This is a genomic window from Neoaquamicrobium sediminum (genome assembly GCF_013240295.1).
GTDB lineage: Bacteria > Pseudomonadota > Alphaproteobacteria > Rhizobiales > Rhizobiaceae > Aerobium > Aerobium sediminum.
Map to the genome: position 1 here is coordinate 174221 of NZ_JABETK010000002.1, position 20446 is coordinate 194666.

Annotated in this window: 12 protein-coding genes and 5 pseudogenes; 14 read left to right on the forward strand and 3 right to left on the reverse strand. The window is 63.2% G+C overall.

Going from position 1 to position 20446, the window contains the following annotated elements; all coding sequences use genetic code 11:
• Positions 1–117 precede the first annotated feature (117 nt).
• The 12 genes and pseudogenes from HK436_RS12505 to HK436_RS12555 all read left to right on the forward strand — a co-directional run.
• Positions 118–1076 (forward strand): annotated as a pseudogene (locus HK436_RS12505) (ArdC family protein).
• Positions 1073–1402, forward strand: coding sequence for a DUF5983 family protein (locus HK436_RS12510; RefSeq protein ID WP_024350853.1), 330 nt, complete (start codon positions 1073–1075; stop codon positions 1400–1402). The pseudogene HK436_RS12505 and the gene HK436_RS12510 overlap by 4 nt, the downstream one beginning before the upstream one ends.
• Before the next feature lie 77 nt (positions 1403–1479).
• Entirely contained in the window at positions 1480–3606 is a 2127-nt protein-coding gene (locus HK436_RS12515) for a ParB/RepB/Spo0J family partition protein (protein ID WP_024350852.1), read from the forward strand.
• Positions 3607–3665: 59 nt separating this feature from the next.
• Positions 3666–3884 carry a hypothetical protein gene (locus HK436_RS12520; RefSeq protein WP_024350851.1) on the forward strand — a complete coding sequence of 73 codons (219 nt, stop codon included), beginning with the start codon at positions 3666–3668 and terminating at the stop codon, positions 3882–3884.
• Between the two features lie 68 nt (positions 3885–3952).
• Positions 3953–4366, forward strand: a complete 414-nt coding sequence (locus HK436_RS12525) for a hypothetical protein (protein ID WP_024350850.1) — start codon at positions 3953–3955, stop codon at positions 4364–4366.
• A complete protein-coding gene (locus HK436_RS12530) occupies positions 4363–4587 on the forward strand; it encodes a DUF6117 family protein (RefSeq protein ID WP_024350849.1) in 225 nt (74 codons plus the stop codon). The genes HK436_RS12525 and HK436_RS12530 overlap by 4 nt, the downstream gene beginning before the upstream one ends.
• A gap of 225 nt (positions 4588–4812) precedes the next feature.
• Positions 4813–7053: pseudogene (locus HK436_RS12535) on the forward strand (strawberry notch-like NTP hydrolase domain-containing protein); the annotation flags it as partial.
• Positions 7054–7206: 153 nt separating this feature from the next.
• Positions 7207–8439, forward strand: coding sequence for a site-specific integrase (locus HK436_RS12540; protein WP_007015824.1), 1233 nt, complete (start codon positions 7207–7209; stop codon positions 8437–8439).
• Entirely contained in the window at positions 8436–8864 is a 429-nt protein-coding gene (locus HK436_RS31370; RefSeq protein WP_244648927.1) for a site-specific integrase, read from the forward strand. Before HK436_RS12540 ends, HK436_RS31370 begins: the two co-directional genes overlap by 4 nt.
• Entirely contained in the window at positions 8843–9790 is a 948-nt protein-coding gene (locus HK436_RS12545; RefSeq protein ID WP_244648756.1) for a tyrosine-type recombinase/integrase, read from the forward strand. The genes HK436_RS31370 and HK436_RS12545 overlap by 22 nt, the downstream gene beginning before the upstream one ends.
• Positions 9787–10791 carry a site-specific integrase gene (locus tag HK436_RS12550; protein ID WP_009823939.1) on the forward strand — a complete coding sequence of 335 codons (1005 nt, stop codon included), beginning with the start codon at positions 9787–9789 and terminating at the stop codon, positions 10789–10791. The genes HK436_RS12545 and HK436_RS12550 overlap by 4 nt, the downstream gene beginning before the upstream one ends.
• 84 nt (positions 10792–10875) lie before the next feature.
• A pseudogene (locus HK436_RS12555) lies at positions 10876–11631 on the forward strand (strawberry notch C-terminal domain-containing protein); the annotation flags it as partial.
• A 199-nt stretch (positions 11632–11830) separates the two neighbouring features.
• Here the strand turns inward: HK436_RS12555 and HK436_RS12560 are convergent.
• From HK436_RS12560 to HK436_RS12570, 3 genes are all read right to left on the reverse strand, one after another.
• Positions 11831–12976: a site-specific integrase gene (locus HK436_RS12560; RefSeq protein ID WP_173186677.1), complete on the reverse strand. Its 1146-nt coding sequence runs from the start codon at positions 12974–12976 to the stop codon at positions 11831–11833.
• A 543-nt stretch (positions 12977–13519) separates the two neighbouring features.
• Positions 13520–15808 (reverse strand): site-specific integrase, encoded by a 2289-nt coding sequence (locus tag HK436_RS12565; protein ID WP_037554237.1) that lies wholly within the window; start codon positions 15806–15808, stop codon positions 13520–13522.
• Positions 15802–17796, reverse strand: a complete 1995-nt coding sequence (locus tag HK436_RS12570) for a hypothetical protein (protein ID WP_173186685.1) — start codon at positions 17794–17796, stop codon at positions 15802–15804. The genes HK436_RS12565 and HK436_RS12570 overlap by 7 nt, the downstream gene beginning before the upstream one ends.
• Positions 17797–17826: 30 nt before the next feature.
• On the opposite strand from HK436_RS12570, the pseudogene HK436_RS12575 reads away from it, so the two are divergent.
• Positions 17827–19253: pseudogene (locus HK436_RS12575) on the forward strand (strawberry notch C-terminal domain-containing protein); the annotation flags it as partial.
• A pseudogene (locus HK436_RS12580) lies at positions 19253–20289 on the forward strand (DUF7146 domain-containing protein). The pseudogenes HK436_RS12575 and HK436_RS12580, both read left to right, overlap by 1 nt.
• Positions 20290–20446: the final 157 nt, after the last annotated feature.

Consider the following 20446-nt stretch of genomic DNA (forward strand, 5'->3'; position numbering starts at 1 on the left):
CGACCCCTTCTGGGGGAGACCCCGCAACGCCCCCCGAGAGTGAGAGTGCGGACCGGATTGCCGTGACGGGTTGAGAGCTGGGAGAGAGGCTTCCGGCGCCCGTCGCGGAGATCCGCGATGTCCAGACGAACTGCTTTGCCACGTCCAGGCCAGAACCGGGCGAGCCTTTACGACGAGATCACCGATAAGATCGTCGCCGAGTTGGAGGCCGGTCGCGTGCCTTGGGTCCAGCCGTGGGGAACGACGGCCGCAAAGGCCCCGCTTGCCATGCCGAGAAACGCGCCACCGGCCGGCACTATTCGGGGATCAATATCCTGATCCTTTGGGGCGCCGTGGTCGAACACGGCTTTCCGGGCCAGAGCTGGCTCACCTTCCGTCAAGCACTGTCGCTTGGCGGCAATGTCCGCAAGGGCGCGCGCGGCACGACCGTCGTCTATGCGGACCGCTTCACGCCGGAGGACGAAAAGCGCCGCGCCCGCGAGAGCGGTGACGACGCGCAGGCGATCCCGTTCCTTAAGCGCTTCACCGTGTTCAACGCAGCCCAGTGCGAAGGACTGCCGGAAGACGTCGCGATCGATGCGCCCCCGCCGCCGCAAGGGATGATCGAACCACAGGTCGAAGCGCTGATCCGCGCCTCAGGCATAGACTTTCGCATCGCAGGTGATCGGGCGTTCTACGTGCCTGCGCTCGACTATGTGCAGGTCCCTCCGCCACAAGCCTACTTCGAGCCGATCAACTGGCACCGCACGGCCCTGCATGAACTCGGACACGCGACGGGTCACTCGAGCCGAGTAGGCCGCGACCTGACCGGCGGCTTCGGCACCAAGAAATACGCATTCGAGGAACTGGTCGCCGAGATGAACGCGGCCTTCTGCTGCGCTTCGCTCGGCATCGTGCCCACCGTCCGCCACGCCGACTATATCGGCTCGTGGCTGCAGGTCCTGCGCGAGGACAACCGCGCCATCGTTCGGGCCGCAAGTCAGGCGAGCAAGGCGGCCGACTGGCTGCTGGCCCATGCGCCTGAGGGCGCTGCCCACGTCGTCACCGCAGATGAGCTTGAAAGGAGGGTGGCATGAGCAAGGTCTCGTACCCGCTTCGGGTCTTCTTCGATTGCTCGACCGCTCACCTGTCGGAGGCGTCGAGCACCTATCTGAATGTTCACGCCGCTCAGGGCGACGAGCTTGTCGCGGCGACGCCATACGGCTGGTTTATCTGGGTCGGAGAAGGCGACCGCGATAGTCTCCCTGCCGATCTTGTGAGGATCACCGAATACGCGCGGCGCCTCGGCGCGGAATACATCCTGTTCGACCGAGATGCGCCTGAGGATGAGGGGCTTGCCAAATTCCTTGATCGCGCCGCTGTCCTTCCGGCGTCTCACCGGGCGCACCCAGAAATAGAGTGAGAGGGAGGACGGGGTTTCCGTGACGGGTTGGAGGTCGAGAGAGAGGCTCTCGGCCGCCCGTCGCGGAGTATATCCCGATGGCTGTTGCCGCTCAAAAGATCGTCCTGTCGCCCTCGCGCGACATCCCCTTCAACAAGCTGGTCCTGAGCCAGTCGAACGTCCGACGCATCAAGGCCGGTGTCTCGATCGAAGACCTAGCGGCCTCGATCGCCCGGCGCGGCCTGATCCAGAGTATCAGCGTCTTCCCCGTCGTCGATGCCGAAGGCAACGAGACCGGCATGTTCGAGGTGCCGGCCGGCGGACGCCGGTTCCGGGCGCTGGAACTGCTGGTGAAGCAGAAGCGCCTCGCCAAGGTGTCGCCTGTGCCGTGCGTAGTGCGCGAGCGCGACAGCGCGATCCTCGCGGAAGAAGTCTCGCTCGCCGAGAACATCGAGCGCGCGCCGCTCCATCCCCTCGACCAGTATCGCGCCTTCCAGGACATGCGCGACAAGGGCATGACCGAGGGGGAGATCGCCGCAGCCTTCTTCGTGCAGGCCCAGGTCGTCAAGCAGCGGCTGCGGCTCGCTTCGGCGTCGCCCGCGCTGCTCGAGATTTATGCCGAAGACGGCATGACGCTGGAGCAACTCATGGCCTTCACAGTGTCGAGCGATCACGCCCGTCAGGAGCAGGTCTGGGACGCGATCAAGGACGCCTGGTCGAAGGAGCCTTATCAGATCCGGCGCATGCTGACCGAGACAACCGTCCGCGCCTCGGACAAGCGCGCGGTTTTCGTGGGCATCGAGACCTATGAGGCGGCGGGCGGCGTCGTCATGCGCGATCTCTTCCAGTCCGATGATGGCGGCTGGCTGCAGGACGCGAGGCTGCTCGACCGCCTGGTCGCCGAAAAGCTCAGGGCTACTGCCGAGACGATCGCCGGCGAAGGCTGGAAGTGGATCGAGGTCGCTGTCAGCTTTCCCTACGACACGACGCGCGGCCTGCGGGAATTGCAGGGCGAGCCGCTCGACCTTTCGGCCGAGGAGCAGGCGACCATCGAGGCGCTCAATGCCGAGTATCAGAAGCTCGAAGCCGAGTATGAAGGCGCCGACGAACTGCCGGACGAGGTAGACCAGCGCCTCGGCGAGATCGAGACGGCACTAGCCGCCTTCGAGACCCGGCCGGTGCGCTACGAGGCGGACGATATCCCTCGCGCGGGCGTCTTCATCAGCATCGCCCATGACGGCAGCGTCGCCATCGACCGTGGCTACGTGCGGGCGGAGGATGACGCGCCGATCGATCCCGAGGTCGAGACCGGCGTGGACGCCGACGGCGATCCGGCCGAGCCGTCGGTGCAGAGGGCGGTCATTACCATCGGCGGCCAGCCTGCCGAGCCCGAGGACGACGAGGATGACGGCGTCATCAAGCCGCTGCCGGAGCGTCTGGTGATCGAGCTGACGGCCTATCGCACGCTCGCGCTGCGCAACGCCGTCGCGGAGAACCCGCACGTCGCCATGACGGCGCTCCTCCACAAGCTCGTCTCGGACACCTTCATGACCCGCATGTATACGGGCGCCATGGAAGCCGGGGTGAAGCACGTCTTCTTCCCGGCCCAGGACGATGCGCTGAAGGACAGCCCGTCCGCCCGTGCGGTGCAGGACCGCCACGCCGCCTGGGCGGGTGATATCCCGAAGGACGATGCTGCCCTATGGGACTGGCTCGCCGACCTGGATGAGCCCAGCCGCATGGCTCTTCTCGCGCATTGCGTCAGCTACGGCGTGAATGCGCTCTATGAGCGGCCGAACCCGCACAGTGGCAGCGGTGTATCCCAGCATACCCTCGACATGAGGCTTTCGCAGGCCGACCGCCTGACGATGGCGACAGGCCTCGATCTGGTCGAGGTCGGCTGGCGGCCGACCTTCGGCAACTACCTGAACCGGGTGACAAAGCCCCGCATCCTGCAGGCGGTCCGCGAGGGCGCCGGCGAGCAGGCCGCGCAACTCATCGACCATCTGAAGAAGGGCGACATGGCGAAGGAGGCCGAGCGCCTGCTGGCGGACACCGGCTGGCTGCCGGAACCGCTTCGCGTGGTCACCGAGGTCGAGGCGTCGACGGCGGAAACCCAGACCAGCGGCGAGGATGACAGCGCAGCGCTGCCTGACTTCCTCGCGGGCGATGACGAGGAGGCCGCCGGCGAAGACGATGAACGCCACCTCGTCGCGGCCGAATGATCGTGCAGGCGGGGCGGCTTCGGCCGCTCCGCCGATTCCCCCAATCGAGGAGCTACGTCATGTCGCAATCCAGCCCGCCGCCCCGGCGCGTCGTCTTCCAATATCTCGTTCCCGTGCAGGTCGAGGTCGAGGACGGGCTCGTCGCCTGCGTCACGGTCATCGACGAGACGCCAGTCCGCGATCCCGCCATCGTCGAGGGCGATCCCGCCTATCTCAGCGAGGCGGTGCAGGCCGCCGACGACGGTCAAGACTGGCCGTCCTGGCGGTTCGGCTACTAGCCGGACAATCTTTCGATCCTTTCCGAGCCCGGCCTAGCGCCGGGCTCTTTTCGTTTCTGGAGCCTGCCATGACCGATTTTCTGACCCGCTTTTCCTGCCTGCTCGACGTTGGCACTGCCGCCAACGCGGCGCGCGCTTTCGAGATCTACGCAACGCTGATGGCCGAGAACGCCCGAGAGGATCCGCCGGCCGAGCCGTTCCTGCTCTCCCTTTCGCCCGAATACGGATCGGCTCGCCTGTGGCTGCGCGATCCTGGCAGCGCCGACCAGCAACTCGCGATCACCTTCGTGACGCGCTGCGCCGAGGCCTTCGGCCTGACTGGACGTTGGGGATTCCAGTGGGCGAATGTTGCCTCGGCTCCCGTCATCGACGGCTTCGCCGGCGGCGCCCACCTGCTCGATCTCTCGACCGGCCGTACGCTTGAATGGATCAGCACCGGGCGCTGGCTCGCCGACCGGCTTTCCGAGGGAGGCGCGCGATGAGCATTCCCGACCATGCCCGCGCCAATTTCGAGACGCTGCTGCACGCCGCGACCAGCGGCGACCTGGCGTTGATGGAATGCACCGAGATTGCGACGGGCGAGGTTCGCTACGTCATCTGCGCCGTTGGACGTGACGCCAGCGACTATGTTCTTACACCATTCGGCCATCTCGCCGATGGCAACCCATTTGAGCTCTACCGCCCGCCCGATGCCCCGACCTGAGGCGGGCGCTCGAATAGATCCGCGACGATAGTGCGATCCTTAGCCGGGAGCGGCGCATCGCCCGCCGGCATGACGCAACTGTCGAAGGCGAGCTTGCCGCAAGCCGGAGCGATGGCCGCTGCCCGCGTCAGAGTGAGAGGTCGGCCGGGACGGGGTTGAGCCCGTCCGGTCGAGAGAAAGCGCCGGCCCGGCTCGCCCGTCTCCCGCTCTTTCGAGGTATCCTCCATGCTCCACGCTCCCGTCTCTGGTGCCGCTCCGGCGGTCTTGCTTCCGCTCGCACCGAACGCGCCGCCGGCGGCCGCCATTCTCGCCGCCGCCGGCCATCTCCTTCCTCATCTCGAACAGGGCCGCGCGATCGATGCCGCGATACTGCGCTCGGCCATGGAACAGGCCTTCGGCGCGTCCGACGCTAGCGGCGCCTGGGACTGGAAAACGGCCTATGACGCCTGCGAAGCGGCAACCGTCCTCTTCATGCGCAAATACGGAAAGCCGCTTTTCCGCAAAGCCGCGTCTCCGGCCGCACGGCTCTCCGCGCTCGGCAAGATCGCCGGGCTGCTGCCGACGCACACGCGCCGGTCTGAGGAGGCCCAGGCGCGTCAGCAGTTCTCGACGCCGACGCCGCTCGGTCTCGCGGCCTTGACCGCCGCAGCGCTCACGCCCGCCGACCGGGTGCTGGAGCCCTCAGCCGGCACGGGCCTGCTCGCGATCCTTGCCGAGATTGCCGGGTCCGATCTCATCCTCAATGAACTGGCCGAGACCCGCGCCGATCTTCTTGCCTCTCTCTTTCCGGCCAATGCGATCACGCGTTTCGACGCCGCGCAGATCGACGATCATCTCGACCGCACCGCCATTCCCAGCGTCATCATCATGAACCCGCCGTTCTCGGTTATGGCGAATGTCTCCGGACGCGTCGCCGACGCCGCCTATCGCCATATCGCTTCCGCTCTGGCGCGGCTTGCGCCAGGCGGCCGGTTGGTCGCGATCACCGGCGCGAATTTCTCGCCCGAGCTGCCGGCCTGGCGCGACCACTTCGCCCGGCTGCAGGAGCGCGGCCGCGTCGTGTTCACTGCGGCGATCGCGGGCTCTGTCTATGCCAAGCAAGGCACGACCATCGAAACCCGCCTGACCGTCATCGACAAGGCGCCGGCCGAGGATGATGCACGCTTCCCGGCATCTCTCGGCATCGCGCCCGACGTGGCGACGCTTCTCGCTTGGATCGAACGCGACTTGCCCCCGCGCATTCCGGTCGCGCTGCCAAAGATCTCCCCGGATACGGCGCCGCGCACCGTTCGCGGCTATCTCGCCAAGGCCGCAGCATCCACGGACGGCCGGCCCACGGCTGAGATCGAAGGCCTGCCGCTTGACTATCAGACCGTGGAGCGGATGCCTCTTGAAGATGGCCGACTGTCGGACTCGATCTATGAGGCCTATGCGCTCCAGTCGGTCCGCATCCCGGAGGCGCAGCCCCATCCCACCAAATTGGTACAGTCGGCCGCCATGGCGTCGGTCGCGCCGCCGAAGCCGAGCTATCGCCCGACGCTTCCAGCCGCGATCGTCACCGGGGGCGTTCTGTCCGACGCCCAGCTCGAGACAGTGATCTATGCCGGCGAAGCTCACAGCGAACACCTCGCAGGCGCCTGGATTGTGGACGAGACCGGCGATCTCGTCACCGCCGCGCCGGACGACGCTCCAAGCGCCGTCCGCTTCCGCCGGGGCTTCATGCTCGGCGACGGCACCGGCGCCGGCAAGGGCCGTCAGTCCGCCGGCATCATCCTCGACAACTGGCTGCAGGGTCGCCGCAAGGCAGTATGGATCTCGAAGTCCGACAAGCTGCTCGAAGACGCTCAACGCGACTGGTCGGCGCTCGGTATGGAGCGCTTGTTGGTCACGCCGCTATCCCGTTTCCCTCAGGGCACGCGGATCCGTCTCAGCGAAGGCGTCCTTTTCACCACCTATTCCACGCTACGGTCCGACGACCGTGGCGAGAAGCTTTCGCGCGTCAAACAGATCGTCGAATGGTTGGGCTCCGACTTCGATGGAGTCATCATTTTCGACGAGTCGCACGCAATGCAGAACGCCGGCGGCGGCAAGGGAGAACGGGGCGATGTCGCGCCCTCACAGCAGGGCCGTGCCGGGCTGCGGCTGCAGCACGCGCTGCCGGACGCGCGTGTCGTCTACGTTTCTGCCACCGGCGCGACCACAGTCCACAATCTCGCTTACGCCCAGCGGCTCGGGCTGTGGGGCGGTGACGATTTTCCCTTCGCCAACCGCGCCGAGTTCGTGGAGGCCGTCGACAATGGCGGTGTCGCGGCCATGGAGGTGCTTGCCCGCGACCTGCGCGCGCTCGGCCTCTACACGGCCCGGTCGCTCTCCTATGACGGCGTTGAATACGAACTGGTCGAGCACCAGCTTACGCCCGAGCAAGCCCGCATCTACGATGCGTATGCCGGCGCCTTCTCCATCTTATGGCGAGCTGCGCATAAGATGGCTTATCGCGAGGAAGCGGTAATGCGGAGGAGCGCGGCGTAACCGGCGAATTCCCATGATAGTGTGCGCAGTTGCTGCGCATTATATTGGTTGCGAACCTCGGCGGTCCCTGGACCAGCTGAGGAGGCAATCATGTTGAAGTTGCATGACGAGTTGATCACCGAACTCTCGAATTCGCTCACCACACAGAATTACAATCCCGTGGTCGTGGCGAACCACCGTCTCTACGCCCGCGCGTTTCTCGATTATCTGGCCGAGTGCGATATACAGGTCGAGACTGTGACGCCGCAGCAGGTCGATCAGTATTTTGGCTATGCGGTTCAGGATTTTGAGATCCAGTACGGTCGGCCTCCCAGTGCGCGTTGGCACATGTTGCCCCGCACCGCGATCGCCAAGCTCCTCCGGCTTGCTCAAGGCAATTGGCCCCCGGACGCAGAAATGATCGGTCCCGATGACGAGCATCGACATGAAATTTGCCGCGAATACGAGGCATGGCTGCGCGAGGAGCGCGGTTTGGCAAGCGCGTCCATTGCGGCGCTGATGTGGGAGGCGCGAAACTTCCTGCGATGGCAGTTCGACCGGGCCGGTGCCGCCAGCCTCGAAACGTTGAGCATCGTGGACATCGATCTCTACATGGACATGCGCGCGCCTGGTTTACGGCGCAAATCATTGGCCGATGTCGCTGAGCGTCTCCGTTCGGTGGTTCGCCATCTGCATCGGACGGGTCGCATCCCGACCGATCTGACGCCACACATCATCGGCCCCATGCTCTATGCCTACGAAGATGTGCCGTCGACGCTGGAAAGGAGCCAAATCGCCGCGGTTCTGGCGACAACGCAGGAGGACAGATCGCCACGCGGACTACGCGATTATGCGATACTTCAGCTGCTTGCCACGTATGGGCTGCGCGAAGGTGAGATATGCCGCCTTCGGCTCGATGACGTGGACTGGCGCGCAGAATCCCTCCGGATCTGCCACACCAAGACCAACGCGTACTCGTACATGCCGCTAATGGTGACTGTTGGTGAAGCGCTGCTGGATTATCTGCGCCTTGGGCGGCCCCAGGTTGAAGTGCGGGAAATCTTCGTCCGATCCTGCGCACCCTATATCGCAATGACGAACCTGTACGGCATGATCCGCGGTCGGTTGGCCGCCGCAGGCGTAGTGCCAGCAGGAAAGCGGGGGCCGCATGTCTTCCGCCACGCACGTGCGGTCGAAATGCTGCGGGCATCGGTCCCGCAAAAGATCATCGGCGACGTGCTCGGGCATCGATCCACCGAATCCACCAATACTTATCTCAAACTGGCAACAGATGATCTCCGAGCCGTGGCACTCGAGGTGCCTGGAATGGAGGTGCTGTCATGAGCGCCTGGCACGATCCCGATCGCACCGTCGTCGACGCCTTCCTGGTAAAATCGCAGTTCCGGCCGGGAAGCGTACCGACATATCGCTGGTTCCTTTGCACCTTCGAAGATGTTGCCCGCCGGCATCCGGCGGTGGACCGGCAGATGCTCGACGCCTGGCTGAAGGAGATGCAAAAACGTTGGCGATTGTCGACGCTGCTCAATCAGGTCTGCATTGTCGACCGCTTCCTCGACCACCTCGTCGAAATCGGGCTGATCGCCGACAACCCTGTTGCTGCACTTCGCCGTCGGTACAACGTCAAGCAAAGCAAGCCGATCTGGCGGGCCTTGGCTTCCCGAATCCCGACGAATCCTTGGCCGCGTTACGACGGCCTGCGCCCTTCGGCAGCGTGCTGGGTGACTTCATGCAAGACCATGTCATGCTGATGCGCAGCCGGGGATATCAATATGAAGCGCAGGCTCACTGGCTGCTGCGGTTCGATCGGTTCCTTCAGGCCCGTCCCGACCTCGCGGAGCAACCACTTGAGGCAATGATTGCGAGCTGGGCGGCTGCCAAGCCGACCCGCAACCACGCGGCTGAATGCCAGAAGCTGGCGCGCATCCTGACCAAGGCGCGGTTCCGCCTCGATCCGACTATCCCGCCAAAGCGCTTCAATCCCCGGCCAGAGCGGGAAGTAGCGCGGGAGCATCGGCAACCGCATATCTTCAGCCCGGCTGACGTTCGGCGTATGCTCGATACCGCACGGACTTATCCGTCGCCGGACGCTCCGCTGCGGCCGTTGACCCTCTACACCATGATCATGCTGGCCTATTGTGCCGGGCTACGGCGAAGCGAGCTGGCATGGCTCGATCTTGGTGACGTGGACCTGCAATCAAGCACGATCACGATCCGGGAAACGAAGTTCTACAAGACCAGGATCTTGCCTCTATCCGACAGTGTCGCGGTCGAACTGCGCGCGTACATCGATGCGAGGCGGCGCGCTGGCGGCCCACAGAACCCGAAATCAGGGCTGTTCTGGCATGCCCACTTAAATGACCGCTACAGGCCCGAGGCGGTTACGACAATGATTACCAACGTCATGCGCCGTGCTGGGCTCAAGCCCGCTTCGGGCCGGACCGGGCCGCGGGTCCATGACCTTCGTCACTCGATGGTGGTGAACCGCATCCTCCAGTGGTACCGGTCCGGCATTAACCCTCAGGAAAAACTGCACTTCCTCTCGACCTACATGGGGCACCGGGATCTCCACTCCACGCTGGTCTACATCACCGTCACGCAGGATCTGTTGCAGGAAGCCAGTGAACGGTTCCGCGCGCTCGGCGCCCCGTGCCTTGTCACGGAGGCGCGGCCATGAGGAAAGGCAATCCATTGCCCGCGTTGTTGCGGGCGTTCTTCCAGGAGTGGCTGGCCGAGCAGCGCAGCGCGTCAATCCACACGATCCGCTCTTATCGCGACACCTGGCGGCTGCTGCTTCGGTTCGTCGCGGAGCGAAAAGGCTGCGGGGTCGCGCGGCTGACGCTCACCGACGTCTCGGCCGGCGAGGTGCGCGCGTTCCTTCATCATACCGAGCATGGCCGCAAGACCACGATCGGCACGCGGAACTGCCGACTGGCCGCCATCCGCAGCTTCTTCAGCTTCGTGGCGGACAAGAATCCGGAATACATCGCGCAGTGCTCAGAGGTCCTGGCTGTTCCGTTGAAGCGGGAGCCCACCTCCGCGCCGTGCTACCTCGAGCCCGAGGAGGTCGAGGCCATCCTCGCCCAGCCCAACCGATCGACACTCGAAGGGCTGCGCGACCATGTACTGCTCTCGTTCCTCTATAACAGTGGCGCGCGAATCCAAGAGGCGCTTGACCTCTGTCCCGAAGCAATCCGGTTCGATGCACCGAACTTCGTGCGTCTTTACGGCAAGGGGCGCAAGGAACGCATCTGCCCGCTCTGGCCAGAAACCGTGGCATTGCTCAGGAAGCTACTGGAGCGACAGCCGCGTGCGCCCGATGAGCGGATCTTCGTCAATCGATACGGTGAACCGCTAGGGGCGTCAGGGGTGCGGTTCAAGCTCAACGCCTACGTGGAACAAGCCGCGAAATCGACGCTGACCCTCCAGTCAAAACACGTTACGCCTCACAGCTTCCGGCACGCGACCGCCGTCCACCTCGTTGCCGCCGGGGTCGATATCACCGTCATCCGCAGTTGGCTCGGGCACGTCAGTCTCGATACGACCAATCACTATGCTCAGGCCAATCTGGAGACCAAACGAAAGGCGCTGGAACAGGTTGGCGCCCCGGCGGCGAGCAACGTGCCACCTTCGTGGAAGCGAGATGCCAATCTGATGGGATGGCTCGACACCCTATAGAATAATGTGAAGGACGTGGCGAAATGTTCCGCAGCTTTGCAGGACTACGCCGCGTTCCTCCGCATTACCGCTTCCTCGCGATAAGCCATCATCCATAACCATCTCGACGCCGCGATGCAGGCCGCCAACATCACCGGCGATAGCGGCACCCTGAACCGTCAGGCGAAGTCGGCCGCGCGTTCTGCATTCGAAAGCGCCAAGCAGCGGTTCTTCGGTCATCTGCTGACCAGCATGAAGACCCCGACGCTGATCCGCTCGATCGAGCAGGACCTGGCCGACGGGCACAGCGCCGTCATTCAGATCGTCTCGACCGGCGAGGCACTGATGGAGCGCCGACTGGCCGAGATTCCGACCGAGGAATGGAACGACGTGCGTGTCGACATCACGCCGCGGGAATATGTCCTCGACTATCTCGCCCATTCCTTCCCGGTGCAGCTCTACGAGCCGTTCTCCGACAGCGAGGGCAATCTGTCGTCGCGGCCAGTCTTCCGGGGGACGGTCAGCCCGTCGAGAGCAGGGAGGCCGTCGCCCGCCGTGACGAGCTGATCGAACGGCTCGCGTCGCTAGAACCCGTTCCCGGCGCCCTCGACCAGATCGTCCAGCGCTTTGGCTCCGATGTCGTCGCCGAGGTCACCGGCCGTTCACGGCGCGTTGTGCGCAAGGGCGATCGCCTTGCCGTCGAGAATCGGGCGGGCTCGGCCAATCTCGCCGAGGCCGCCGCCTTCATGGACGACCAGAAGCGCATCCTGGTCTTCTCGGATGCGGGCGGTACGGGGCGCAGCTATCACGCCGATCTTGGCGCGAAGAACCAGCGCCTGCGTATCCACTATCTGCTTTTGACGTATTCCTCGTTGGATATCCTTAGCGCGGTACGGCCGCAGAGTCGACGGTTACGGGAGACTTGGCCGCGACACTTACGGCCGGGATCGGCTGCTGCTGTGTTGGCGGAGGGCGTAGCCCGGAGCCAACACAGCAGCAGCCGATGGCCTTTCAAATTCTGGGGTGCAGGGGGTTGCGGGAGCGAGCCTTATGGAGATCCTCAACTTGTCGCGGGCCGGACGGCGCGGTTGAGAGCAGCATAGTTTCGAGCCGCCCTGTTGAGATAGTATCGCAAGCTACGCCAGTCGGAATGCCCAAGTTCTTCTGCGGCGTCGATCAAGATCTGGTGGTCATCGAACAGGATGTCGGAACTCCCCTTTGCCAATGCATACAGCCGGAAGACGACTTCCTCCGCAAAGCAGGCACGCAATCGATGGCCGCTACCCCGAACGTCAGCCACGACGAAGGCATCCTTGACGATATCTCCGACTGCCTTGGCGGTTAATCCATCTTTGGTTTTCAGCGACAGCCACAAATATCCGTGAAACACCGGCCCGGAAGACTGCACCTTGGCGCGTTCCGACCATATAAAGTCGAGGGTCTGGTGGAGTAGTTGAAACGGCACCTTGATTTCGCGGGTCTTTCCGCCCTTCTCTATGATCTCTGCGGTGACGAATGTGCGGCCGCTCTGACGGAAGCGTTCCACCGCGCCGCGCATCTCCGTACGAGATTTCGATGATGTGCCTGCGCGCGTAAAATGTTCGTTGGGCGCGAGAATGCCCTCGGCGACCAGCGACGCCCGCAAGCGTTCGATCGTCAACGAGGCAACGCCCGCACGACGTAAGCCCACGTCTCGCATCCAGCGTGCGATCAGCCAGTTCCTCGCGGCGAGATAGGGATTATCCGGACTGGAAAGCACATCCAGCACCTGTTCGACCGCATCATCCGACGGCGTCGGGCGGCCACCGTTTTTGGCTTTTGCGCTATAACCGAACGTCACCTTGCCTGTGCTGGGGTCAGATAAACGGGCATCCAGACGCGCAACATAGTTTGCCGCGCGCCATTCCTCATGGCCCTGCGAGTAGCTGTGTTCCTGAAGCAGGTAACGATGGAAGCGTGAGATTACGTCGAGGCAGCGCGACAGGCGGCGACGCGTTCTGGCTCCCGGGTTTCCGAGCCTCAGACGTTCGAGTTCCGTTCCTGTCCAGCTGACAATCGAGTCGAGGCTTATGCTGCTCGTCGCGGGTTGCCCGAGTACGAAGTCCCACCAGGCGCAGAGAATATAAGCCTCATCTTCAATACTTCCCGGCGCCAGATGGCGCTGAACGGCCTGGGCGCGCAAATAGTCGAAGATCGGTTCGACCAACGCCCCGCCAGGATCGAGAACGAGCGGGAATCGCGGTAGACGATGCTTTTGCAGCACAAAGTCTTCGGATGCCCGCACGATCCTGGTACGGCCTAAGCTGGCCTTCATCGGATCGGCACAATGCGGGCGAGCTCGGATCGCGCTTCCGCAAGTTGGGCCTGGGCGATCTCCTTCAACTGTCGCTCACGGGTCAGAGCTTGTCCCATAAGTCGGTGCTCGCTGGAGAGGACAGCCATTTGCTGGGCGAGCGCCTGGACCTCTCGTTTCAGAGACTGAAGTTCCGTGCCCGGTCGTTGTACGGGTTTCAAGAGCTTGGCCGCAACCGTATCAAAACGCGCGCGCAATTCTGGATAATGACCGGACGGGGCCGGAGCTGCCAAATTGGGATTCGACCAGGCGGTGAGCCCCGTTCCATATCGACCCAACGGGCAAGTTCTGCTGGCCCGCGTGGGCAATATTCTCCCTCCGGAAGGCCTCCCTTCGCAGCCCAGGATTCGAGCAATTCAACTTTGCGCTGAAAGGATTCCCTGGCAGCAGATGGTTTCATTTCTGATCGACTCCATGGAAACGGGCCAGGTGATCTTCGGCCGCTTGCCGTCTTTCGGCCATCCTGGCTGCCAGCACTGTTCCCGGGCACATGAGGCAAGCGCTATTGGCGCTTTCTATCACCTTTTCCCAGTATCTCCTGTTCTCGGCCAACTGCACATTGTGCGGGCATCCGGCGCAGATCAGATCTTCAGCGTACCGTAAATCGGGACCTTGGCGTCGTTGTGCCTCCGGATTCTTTCTTCGGGCCGCAATCACACAGCCCGCCACGCTGAGGTCCTTTTCCGAGTTACCACACGCGCAATAGGAATGGCCCTGGCCATTCGGTTCCAGACTTTGCGCCCCCGCAAACTCAATGAGCAGTCGATCGAATGTCGGCCCGTCTGCACCGTAGTCGCCGACCTCGGCGCGTGCTTGCCAATCAGCCTTGAGACGTTGAAGGTCGTTCAGGATCCTTGTCCCGGCCCTGCCGCTGAGTTGCTCATGACCATCGAGTGCCCGACGATAGATCTCGAGACGGAAGTCGAGGCCGACCTCCTCGAATGTTCGCAGCCTCAGGTCTTCGCGTGCAAGCGCACGCCTGGCCTGTTCAAGGTCTGCTCGGGCATGGTCGACAAGCTTGAAGAAACCTCCGAACCGCGCTTCGGTGATGTACGAACGGGTGCTGTCCGGATCATAGTGGCAAAGATATTGGGATAGGGCGGTCAGCGAGCGGTCCCGATACCGATAATAATAGACGACCGCGAAAAACCGACGGAACTGGTGTGGAGCGAAGGACCAATAAGTGCCGTCGGGAAGCGCAGGCACCTTCATCTCCTCGGCAAAGGCCAGCAAGCCGCGGCTGATGTTGGGGGTCTGGACCGACGGGGCCCTGGCGAATGGGTTGTGTAACTGTAGCAGCCACCGTGATCCGGATTCCTTGCGTGCGGTTGCACTCAGCCACATCAATATCTCCACGGCTTTTGCTACCGCCGCCGGGGCCGGAATCCGCTCCCGACCGCGGACGCTTTTGGCGATGAAGGTCTTGAGCCAAAGCTCACCGCCATCATCCTCCAGGCAATCATCTCGTAAGCTGAGAATTTCCTCGATCCTTCTTGCCGAGAAGGCCGCGATGACGATCACGCACGCAGTGGGAAGCAGGCGCAGGAAGATATGGTGGAGGCTGGTCGTGACATTGTTGATAGCCGCGCCATCGAAATGGCCGATGCTGGGAATGCCCAGTGCTCCATCCTCGCGCACATGCTTGAGCGCCGGACTGTTCCAGATGTCGTGGACCAGTTTTGCACGACGCCATTTGCCAGGCTCGTTCCTGAACCCTCGCTCGGCATGACGGACGTCATCGACAAGTGTCTTCAGATCGTCGGCGTAAAACAATACCCATCGAAGTGCGCGATCAATGAGAAAACAGGTTTGGGTTGCCGGCGCGGTCGGGGTTTTGGAAAGCGGTGCACCGAGCTTCCTGGCTAACCGGGCGGAGTCGATCCTTCTGTTGAATGGTCTATATCCAATCGGATCATGTGTGAGTTCTTCCTGGAGGCGGCCAAGTCGTTCCCAAACGCGCATATAGCGATCTAAGGATTGCCCACAGAATGTCTGATCTCTCTTGCGATTGTTTACCCGGTTATGAAGACAGGGGGTGATTTTGAGGCCGTTCTCAACGGCCCAATCAGCAAAAATCTTCGCCGCATTGTCCGATAGCTGTTTGCTATATTCGAAACCGGCCAGCCTGCTGGCCGCTTCGACGGAGAAAGTATTCGGGTCACTTTGTTGAACAGGCGGAGCGCGGCCGGCATGACGACATCTTTTAACGGCTTCTCGCGCCGCAGCTTCAGATCGGATCAGTCCTTCCATGCCGGCGTGCTTCAGGCTGTCGCAAAACTCCTCGAACCAGGCCTGTGTCAGATCCGACATGCCAGGAAGCCCACACGCGGTGCGCCAACGAAGGAATGCAACGAACCCCGCATATTCCTCCCGGATGGTCGAGGCAGAGCGGACCCAGGCATTCGGCCCGGTAAGCGCGTAATAGACGTATTTCTTGGCGGTAAGGAGATCTCGCCATTCGGCGTAGTCCGTCAGGCGTCGGTCTGGTGCGATCAAGATGTCGAACCGGATCGTCGTGCTCGCGTGCCGGCGTATCGTCGGGTTGTCGAGCTCAACCAACCAGGCATTATCCTCGAGAGTGCCGTCCTTGAGCCAGAGCGGCCTCGGGTTTTGCAGGAACTCGCAAAAGGCGGCAGCACCTGCCTCGCGGGCGTGTCGTGGCGGTTGATGGACCCGGCTCACCATAACTCGATGGCCCGCACAGTGCCCGCCGTCAGGCCGGCATCGACTTCGGCCTCCATCATCCTGAGAGCGCGACGGTGATGGGAGGACCGCAACCGATCAAGAATGACTTCGCAGAGAGCCTGGAAATTCAGCCAGACCTCGGCCCATCTTGCAGGATTGTTCGCCTTGAACGCTTCCTCCTGCCGGCCAAGAGATCGTTGGAAAAGGACAAGCGCCCGGATGCTATCGTTGCTCGGCCGGAACTGCCGGAAATGACAAGTCGCGCATTTGTCGATGGCCATGCAGGGTCCTGTATCCTCGTTGTTGGACGTCTTGGGGGCCGTGCAGAGAAAGCCCAGGCCCGTGGTTCTGGCGTGGTCCAAGGCGCTCTCGTGCGTCATCGATGTTCCAAGGGTATCGGCCGCTCCTTCGATGGGTTCGATGAGGCCCGCTTCTAATGCGGCTAGGAATGTCCGCATTTTTGAGGCAAGAAGGGCTTTGAACCACGGACGGCTCAGATACCGCATGGTGGTGGCTGAGTTCTTGTGCTGAGCCAATCGCGCCGCGACCGTATGTTCGAAATTGGCGCGCGCCGCTTCCAGTTGAAGGACCGTGGGCCGGATCATCTGGCGACGTAGCGGTAGCCGGCCAATGACGGGGTGCTCGAAATTCTCGGCCAGCATCGCCTGCCAGTGGTGATCGATGGCAGCGGTTGTCATCGGACCGATACGGTTGCGGTCGGATTTATATCCAGGCACGATCCAGAGCTTATCGGCAGTGGGCAATTCGAGGTATCGGGCCGTTGCCCGAATGCGCTCCGACAGCTTCTGCCAGGCGCGGATCGCTTCGGCACCGCTGAGATCGCCGTCGTTGTGGCGGACGTCAATGTCGGCGCCTTCCCAAAGGGTGCCTTCCTGGATTTCGCCACGGGCGCGCAATTTTGCCGCGGCGACGGTGATGATCCGGACTTTGCCCCGGTGAATATCACCGATGAAGGGATCTGCGGCGAGCCGGTCACAGGTCGATACATTGAATGCGGTGTCGATCATGACGATGGTTTGCGCAGCGAGCAGCAACCGAACGTTGCCCTCAACGTGACTGACGGCTTCCGTCCAGCCACCGAGCGCCGTGCCATGGCAGCCCAGCATCGTATTCTTCCAGTCGTTGAAACTCCGTCGATGCGGTTCCGCCAGCGCGAGATAGCGCACCATGATGGCCATGCCTCGCTGTCTGGCATTGGCACGATTCTCGTCGGAGAGCGTGGCTCTTCGGACGTGAAGCGCGCTCAAATCCTGGAGGAGGTCCTCTGGTGTCCGCGGTGTCGGTAGATCCCGCGCTGCTGTGAAAGCCTGACCAGTTTCCCACTTGGCTATTCCGGCGCGCAGAGTACGCACGCAGATTGCCCGCAGCGCATAAAGTCGTTCATCGTTGAGACGGATGACTTCGCGCCAGTCGAGCTGGTCGTATTTCGGTCGTACCCACCCTTGTAGATCCGTCGGCAGTTCGACCTTGTTGAGTTCGCCGAATGATGGAATGTTCCGTCCCGTCAGTTGCCCCCGGGCAACGGGTGTAAATCTACCGGGATCGCTCCAGAGGCCGGCGCGGGACAGCCGCCGCAGGCAACTGACAACGGCTTCGAGGAGAGCTTTCCTGGAAAGCAGGTTGGTGTTGTTGATGATTTCGAAGCACTCGATGTCGCGTAACCGTGACGCCCAAGCCTCGCCCACCTCGTACATGAGCATTTTCGTCAAGCGCTCTGACCGCCCGAGCTGGATCGAATTGAAGAATAGGGCCTCTGCAGATTCTGCGCATATTTCGGCCCTCAGAGCCACCCAGCGGAGAAAGCGGACGAACGCCCGAAAATAACCCGCAGTTGTCGACGCGGTACAGCCGATGAATTGCTGCTCCCACGCAGACGCGAGGCGCTTGGCCGCCGCGGTGCCATAGAGCGGAACCACCACGGCGAAATCGAAAATCCTGCCGTCGACCTTGACTTCGAAGCTGTCCAACGTACCCTCCAATCAAGCCTGTGAGGATACATATCGAGTCGAGCAGATTCGCTAAGCGGCTGTGTTGATAGCGAAAATCTGATTCGATATCGATCGCAAAACGCCAAAATCCTGCTGGAGCCGGGCTGGAAGGCCGATGCGGCGATCCAGGGTCTCGGTCGGACCAACAGGACCAATCAAGCTCAACCGCCGCTCTTCCGCCCGATCGCCACTGACGTGAAGGCTGAGAAGCGCTTCCTCTCCACGATCGCGCGTAGGCTCGATACACTCGGCGCGATCACGCGTGGGCAGCGCCAGACCGGCGGACAGGGTCTCTTCCGGCCAGAGGACAATCTCGAAAGCCCCTATGCGCGCGGTGCGCTGCGCCAGCTCTATCTGCTGCTCGTGCGTGGCAAGGTCGAGAACTGCTCGCTCGACCGCTTTGAGTCCGCCACCGGTCTCAAGCTCACGGATGACAACGGCATCAAGGACGAGCTGCCGCCGATCACGACCTTCCTCAACCGTCTGCTCGCGCTGACCATCGACCTGCAGGGCGTGCTTTTTACGGCGTTTGAGCAGCTCCTGACGGCGAAAGTCGACGGGGCGGTTCGCAGTGGAGTCTATGACGTCGGACTCGAAACGCTGCAGGCCGAGAGCTTCATCGTCACCGGCAGCGAGGTGATCCATACGCACCCGGGCACCGGCGCGGAAACTCGGCTTCTCACCATCACCCGCCGGGAGCGCAATCGACCGACGAGCCTCGCCGACGCGCTCGATCATCTCTCCGATCCGCGCGCACGGCTCCTGGTCAATGGTCGCTCCGGCCGCGCCGCCGTGCAGATTTCCGCACCATCGATGATGCTCGACGATGGCGAGATCGAGCGCCGCGTCTGCCTGGTCCGGCCGATGGAGCAGCACTATGCGCCGCTGCGCATGATGGGTGAGAGCCAGTGGGAGGAAGCCGATCGCGCCGCCTTCGCCGCCGCGTGGTGGGCTGAGTTGATGACGTGCCGGAGTTTTCCGACAGCACGATCCACATTGTCGCCGGCCTGTTGTTGCCGATCTGGAAGCGGCTGCCAAACGAGTCGACGCGGGTCTACCGGCTCCAGACCGATGGCGGCGAGCGCATCATCGGCCGCCGCGTCTCGCCCGCCTGGGCGGCAAACGCCGTCACCACGGGCGCAACATCGCTGACCCCTGAGCAGGCCTTCACCGCTCTGATGGACGGCACGACGATCCTCGATCTCGCTGACGGCCTTCAGCTTCGGCGCGCCCGCGTCATGAATGCCCAGCGCCTGGAGCTGACCGGCTTCACCGAGGCGATGCGGGACCGGCTGCGCACCTACGGCCTGTTCAGCGAGATCATCTCGTGGAAGCTCCGCTTTTTCGTGCCGGCCGACGCCGCCGGACCGGGCGTCCTCGCCAAGGTGCTCGATACATATCCCGTGGCGCGCATCTCCGAGCGGGAGGCCGCGTGATGGCACGTCAAGACGCTTCCGATCTCGCGCACAGTCTCGGCCGGCAGGCCGAGGCGGTGTGCCGGCATTATCTTTCCAGCGGTCGCCGCGAGGGCAACTACTGGCTCGTGGGCGATGCGCGCAACACACCCGGCCGCTCGATGTATGTCCGGCTCAAGGACACGCCGAAAGGTCCCGCCGGCAAATGGACCGACGCGGCCACCGGCGAGCATGGCGATCTCCTCGACGTCATCCGAGAAAGCTGCGGCCTCATCGACTTCAAGGATGTCGCCGACGAGGCGCGGACCTTTCTCTCGATGCCGCCGCCGGCGCCGGAGGCCCGTCAGCACGAACGGCCGAACCCAGCGCCGCATGGCTCCCCGAAGCGGCCCGCCGACTGGTCCGCATGTCGCAGCCGATCCACGGCACGCTCGTACAAACGTATTTACGGGAACGCGGCATTACGGATTTGCGCGGAACCGGAAGCCTGCATTTCCACCCGCGCTGCTATTATCGCCCCGAAGAGCATTCGCCGACCGAGACCTGGCCGGCGATGATCGCGGCCGTCACCGACCTCGACGGCAAGATCACCGGGGCGCATCGCACCTGGCTCGATCCGCGCCGCCGCGATAAGGCGCCAATCGACACGCCGAGGCGAGCCATGGGCGATCTTCTCGGCAACGCGGTCCGCTTCGGCATAGGCAGCGATGTGATAGCGGCGGGCGAAGGCATCGAGACCGTCCTGTCGCTTCGTCAGGTCCTTCCCGACATGCCTATGCTGGCGGCGCTCTCCGCGGCCCATCTCGCTGCAATCCTGTTCCCCGACACACTGCGGCGGCTCTACATCGTCCGCGACAACGATCCGGCCGGTGACGCTGCGCGCGACACCCTCATCGAACGGGCCGACGCGGCCGGGATCGAGGCGATTGTCATCTCGCCGCAGCTGGGCGACTTCAACGAGGATCTGCGCAACCTCGGCCTGGACGCATTGAGCGTGGAAGCCCGGTTGCAGGTCGCGCCGCAGGACGTCGCGCGCTTCATGGCGTTGGCGGCATAGCCGGCAGGAGAACGGGCGTGAGGTTCGCCGCCGTGCTCGGCGGATGCATCATTCCATCGGAGGGGGCCCGCGCCTCGGCCTTCGAGAGGGCGATCGGCCCACAGGCCGGCCAACCGGGCAATGGCGGCGGCCGACTATTTTCCGGCGCGGCCGAGAG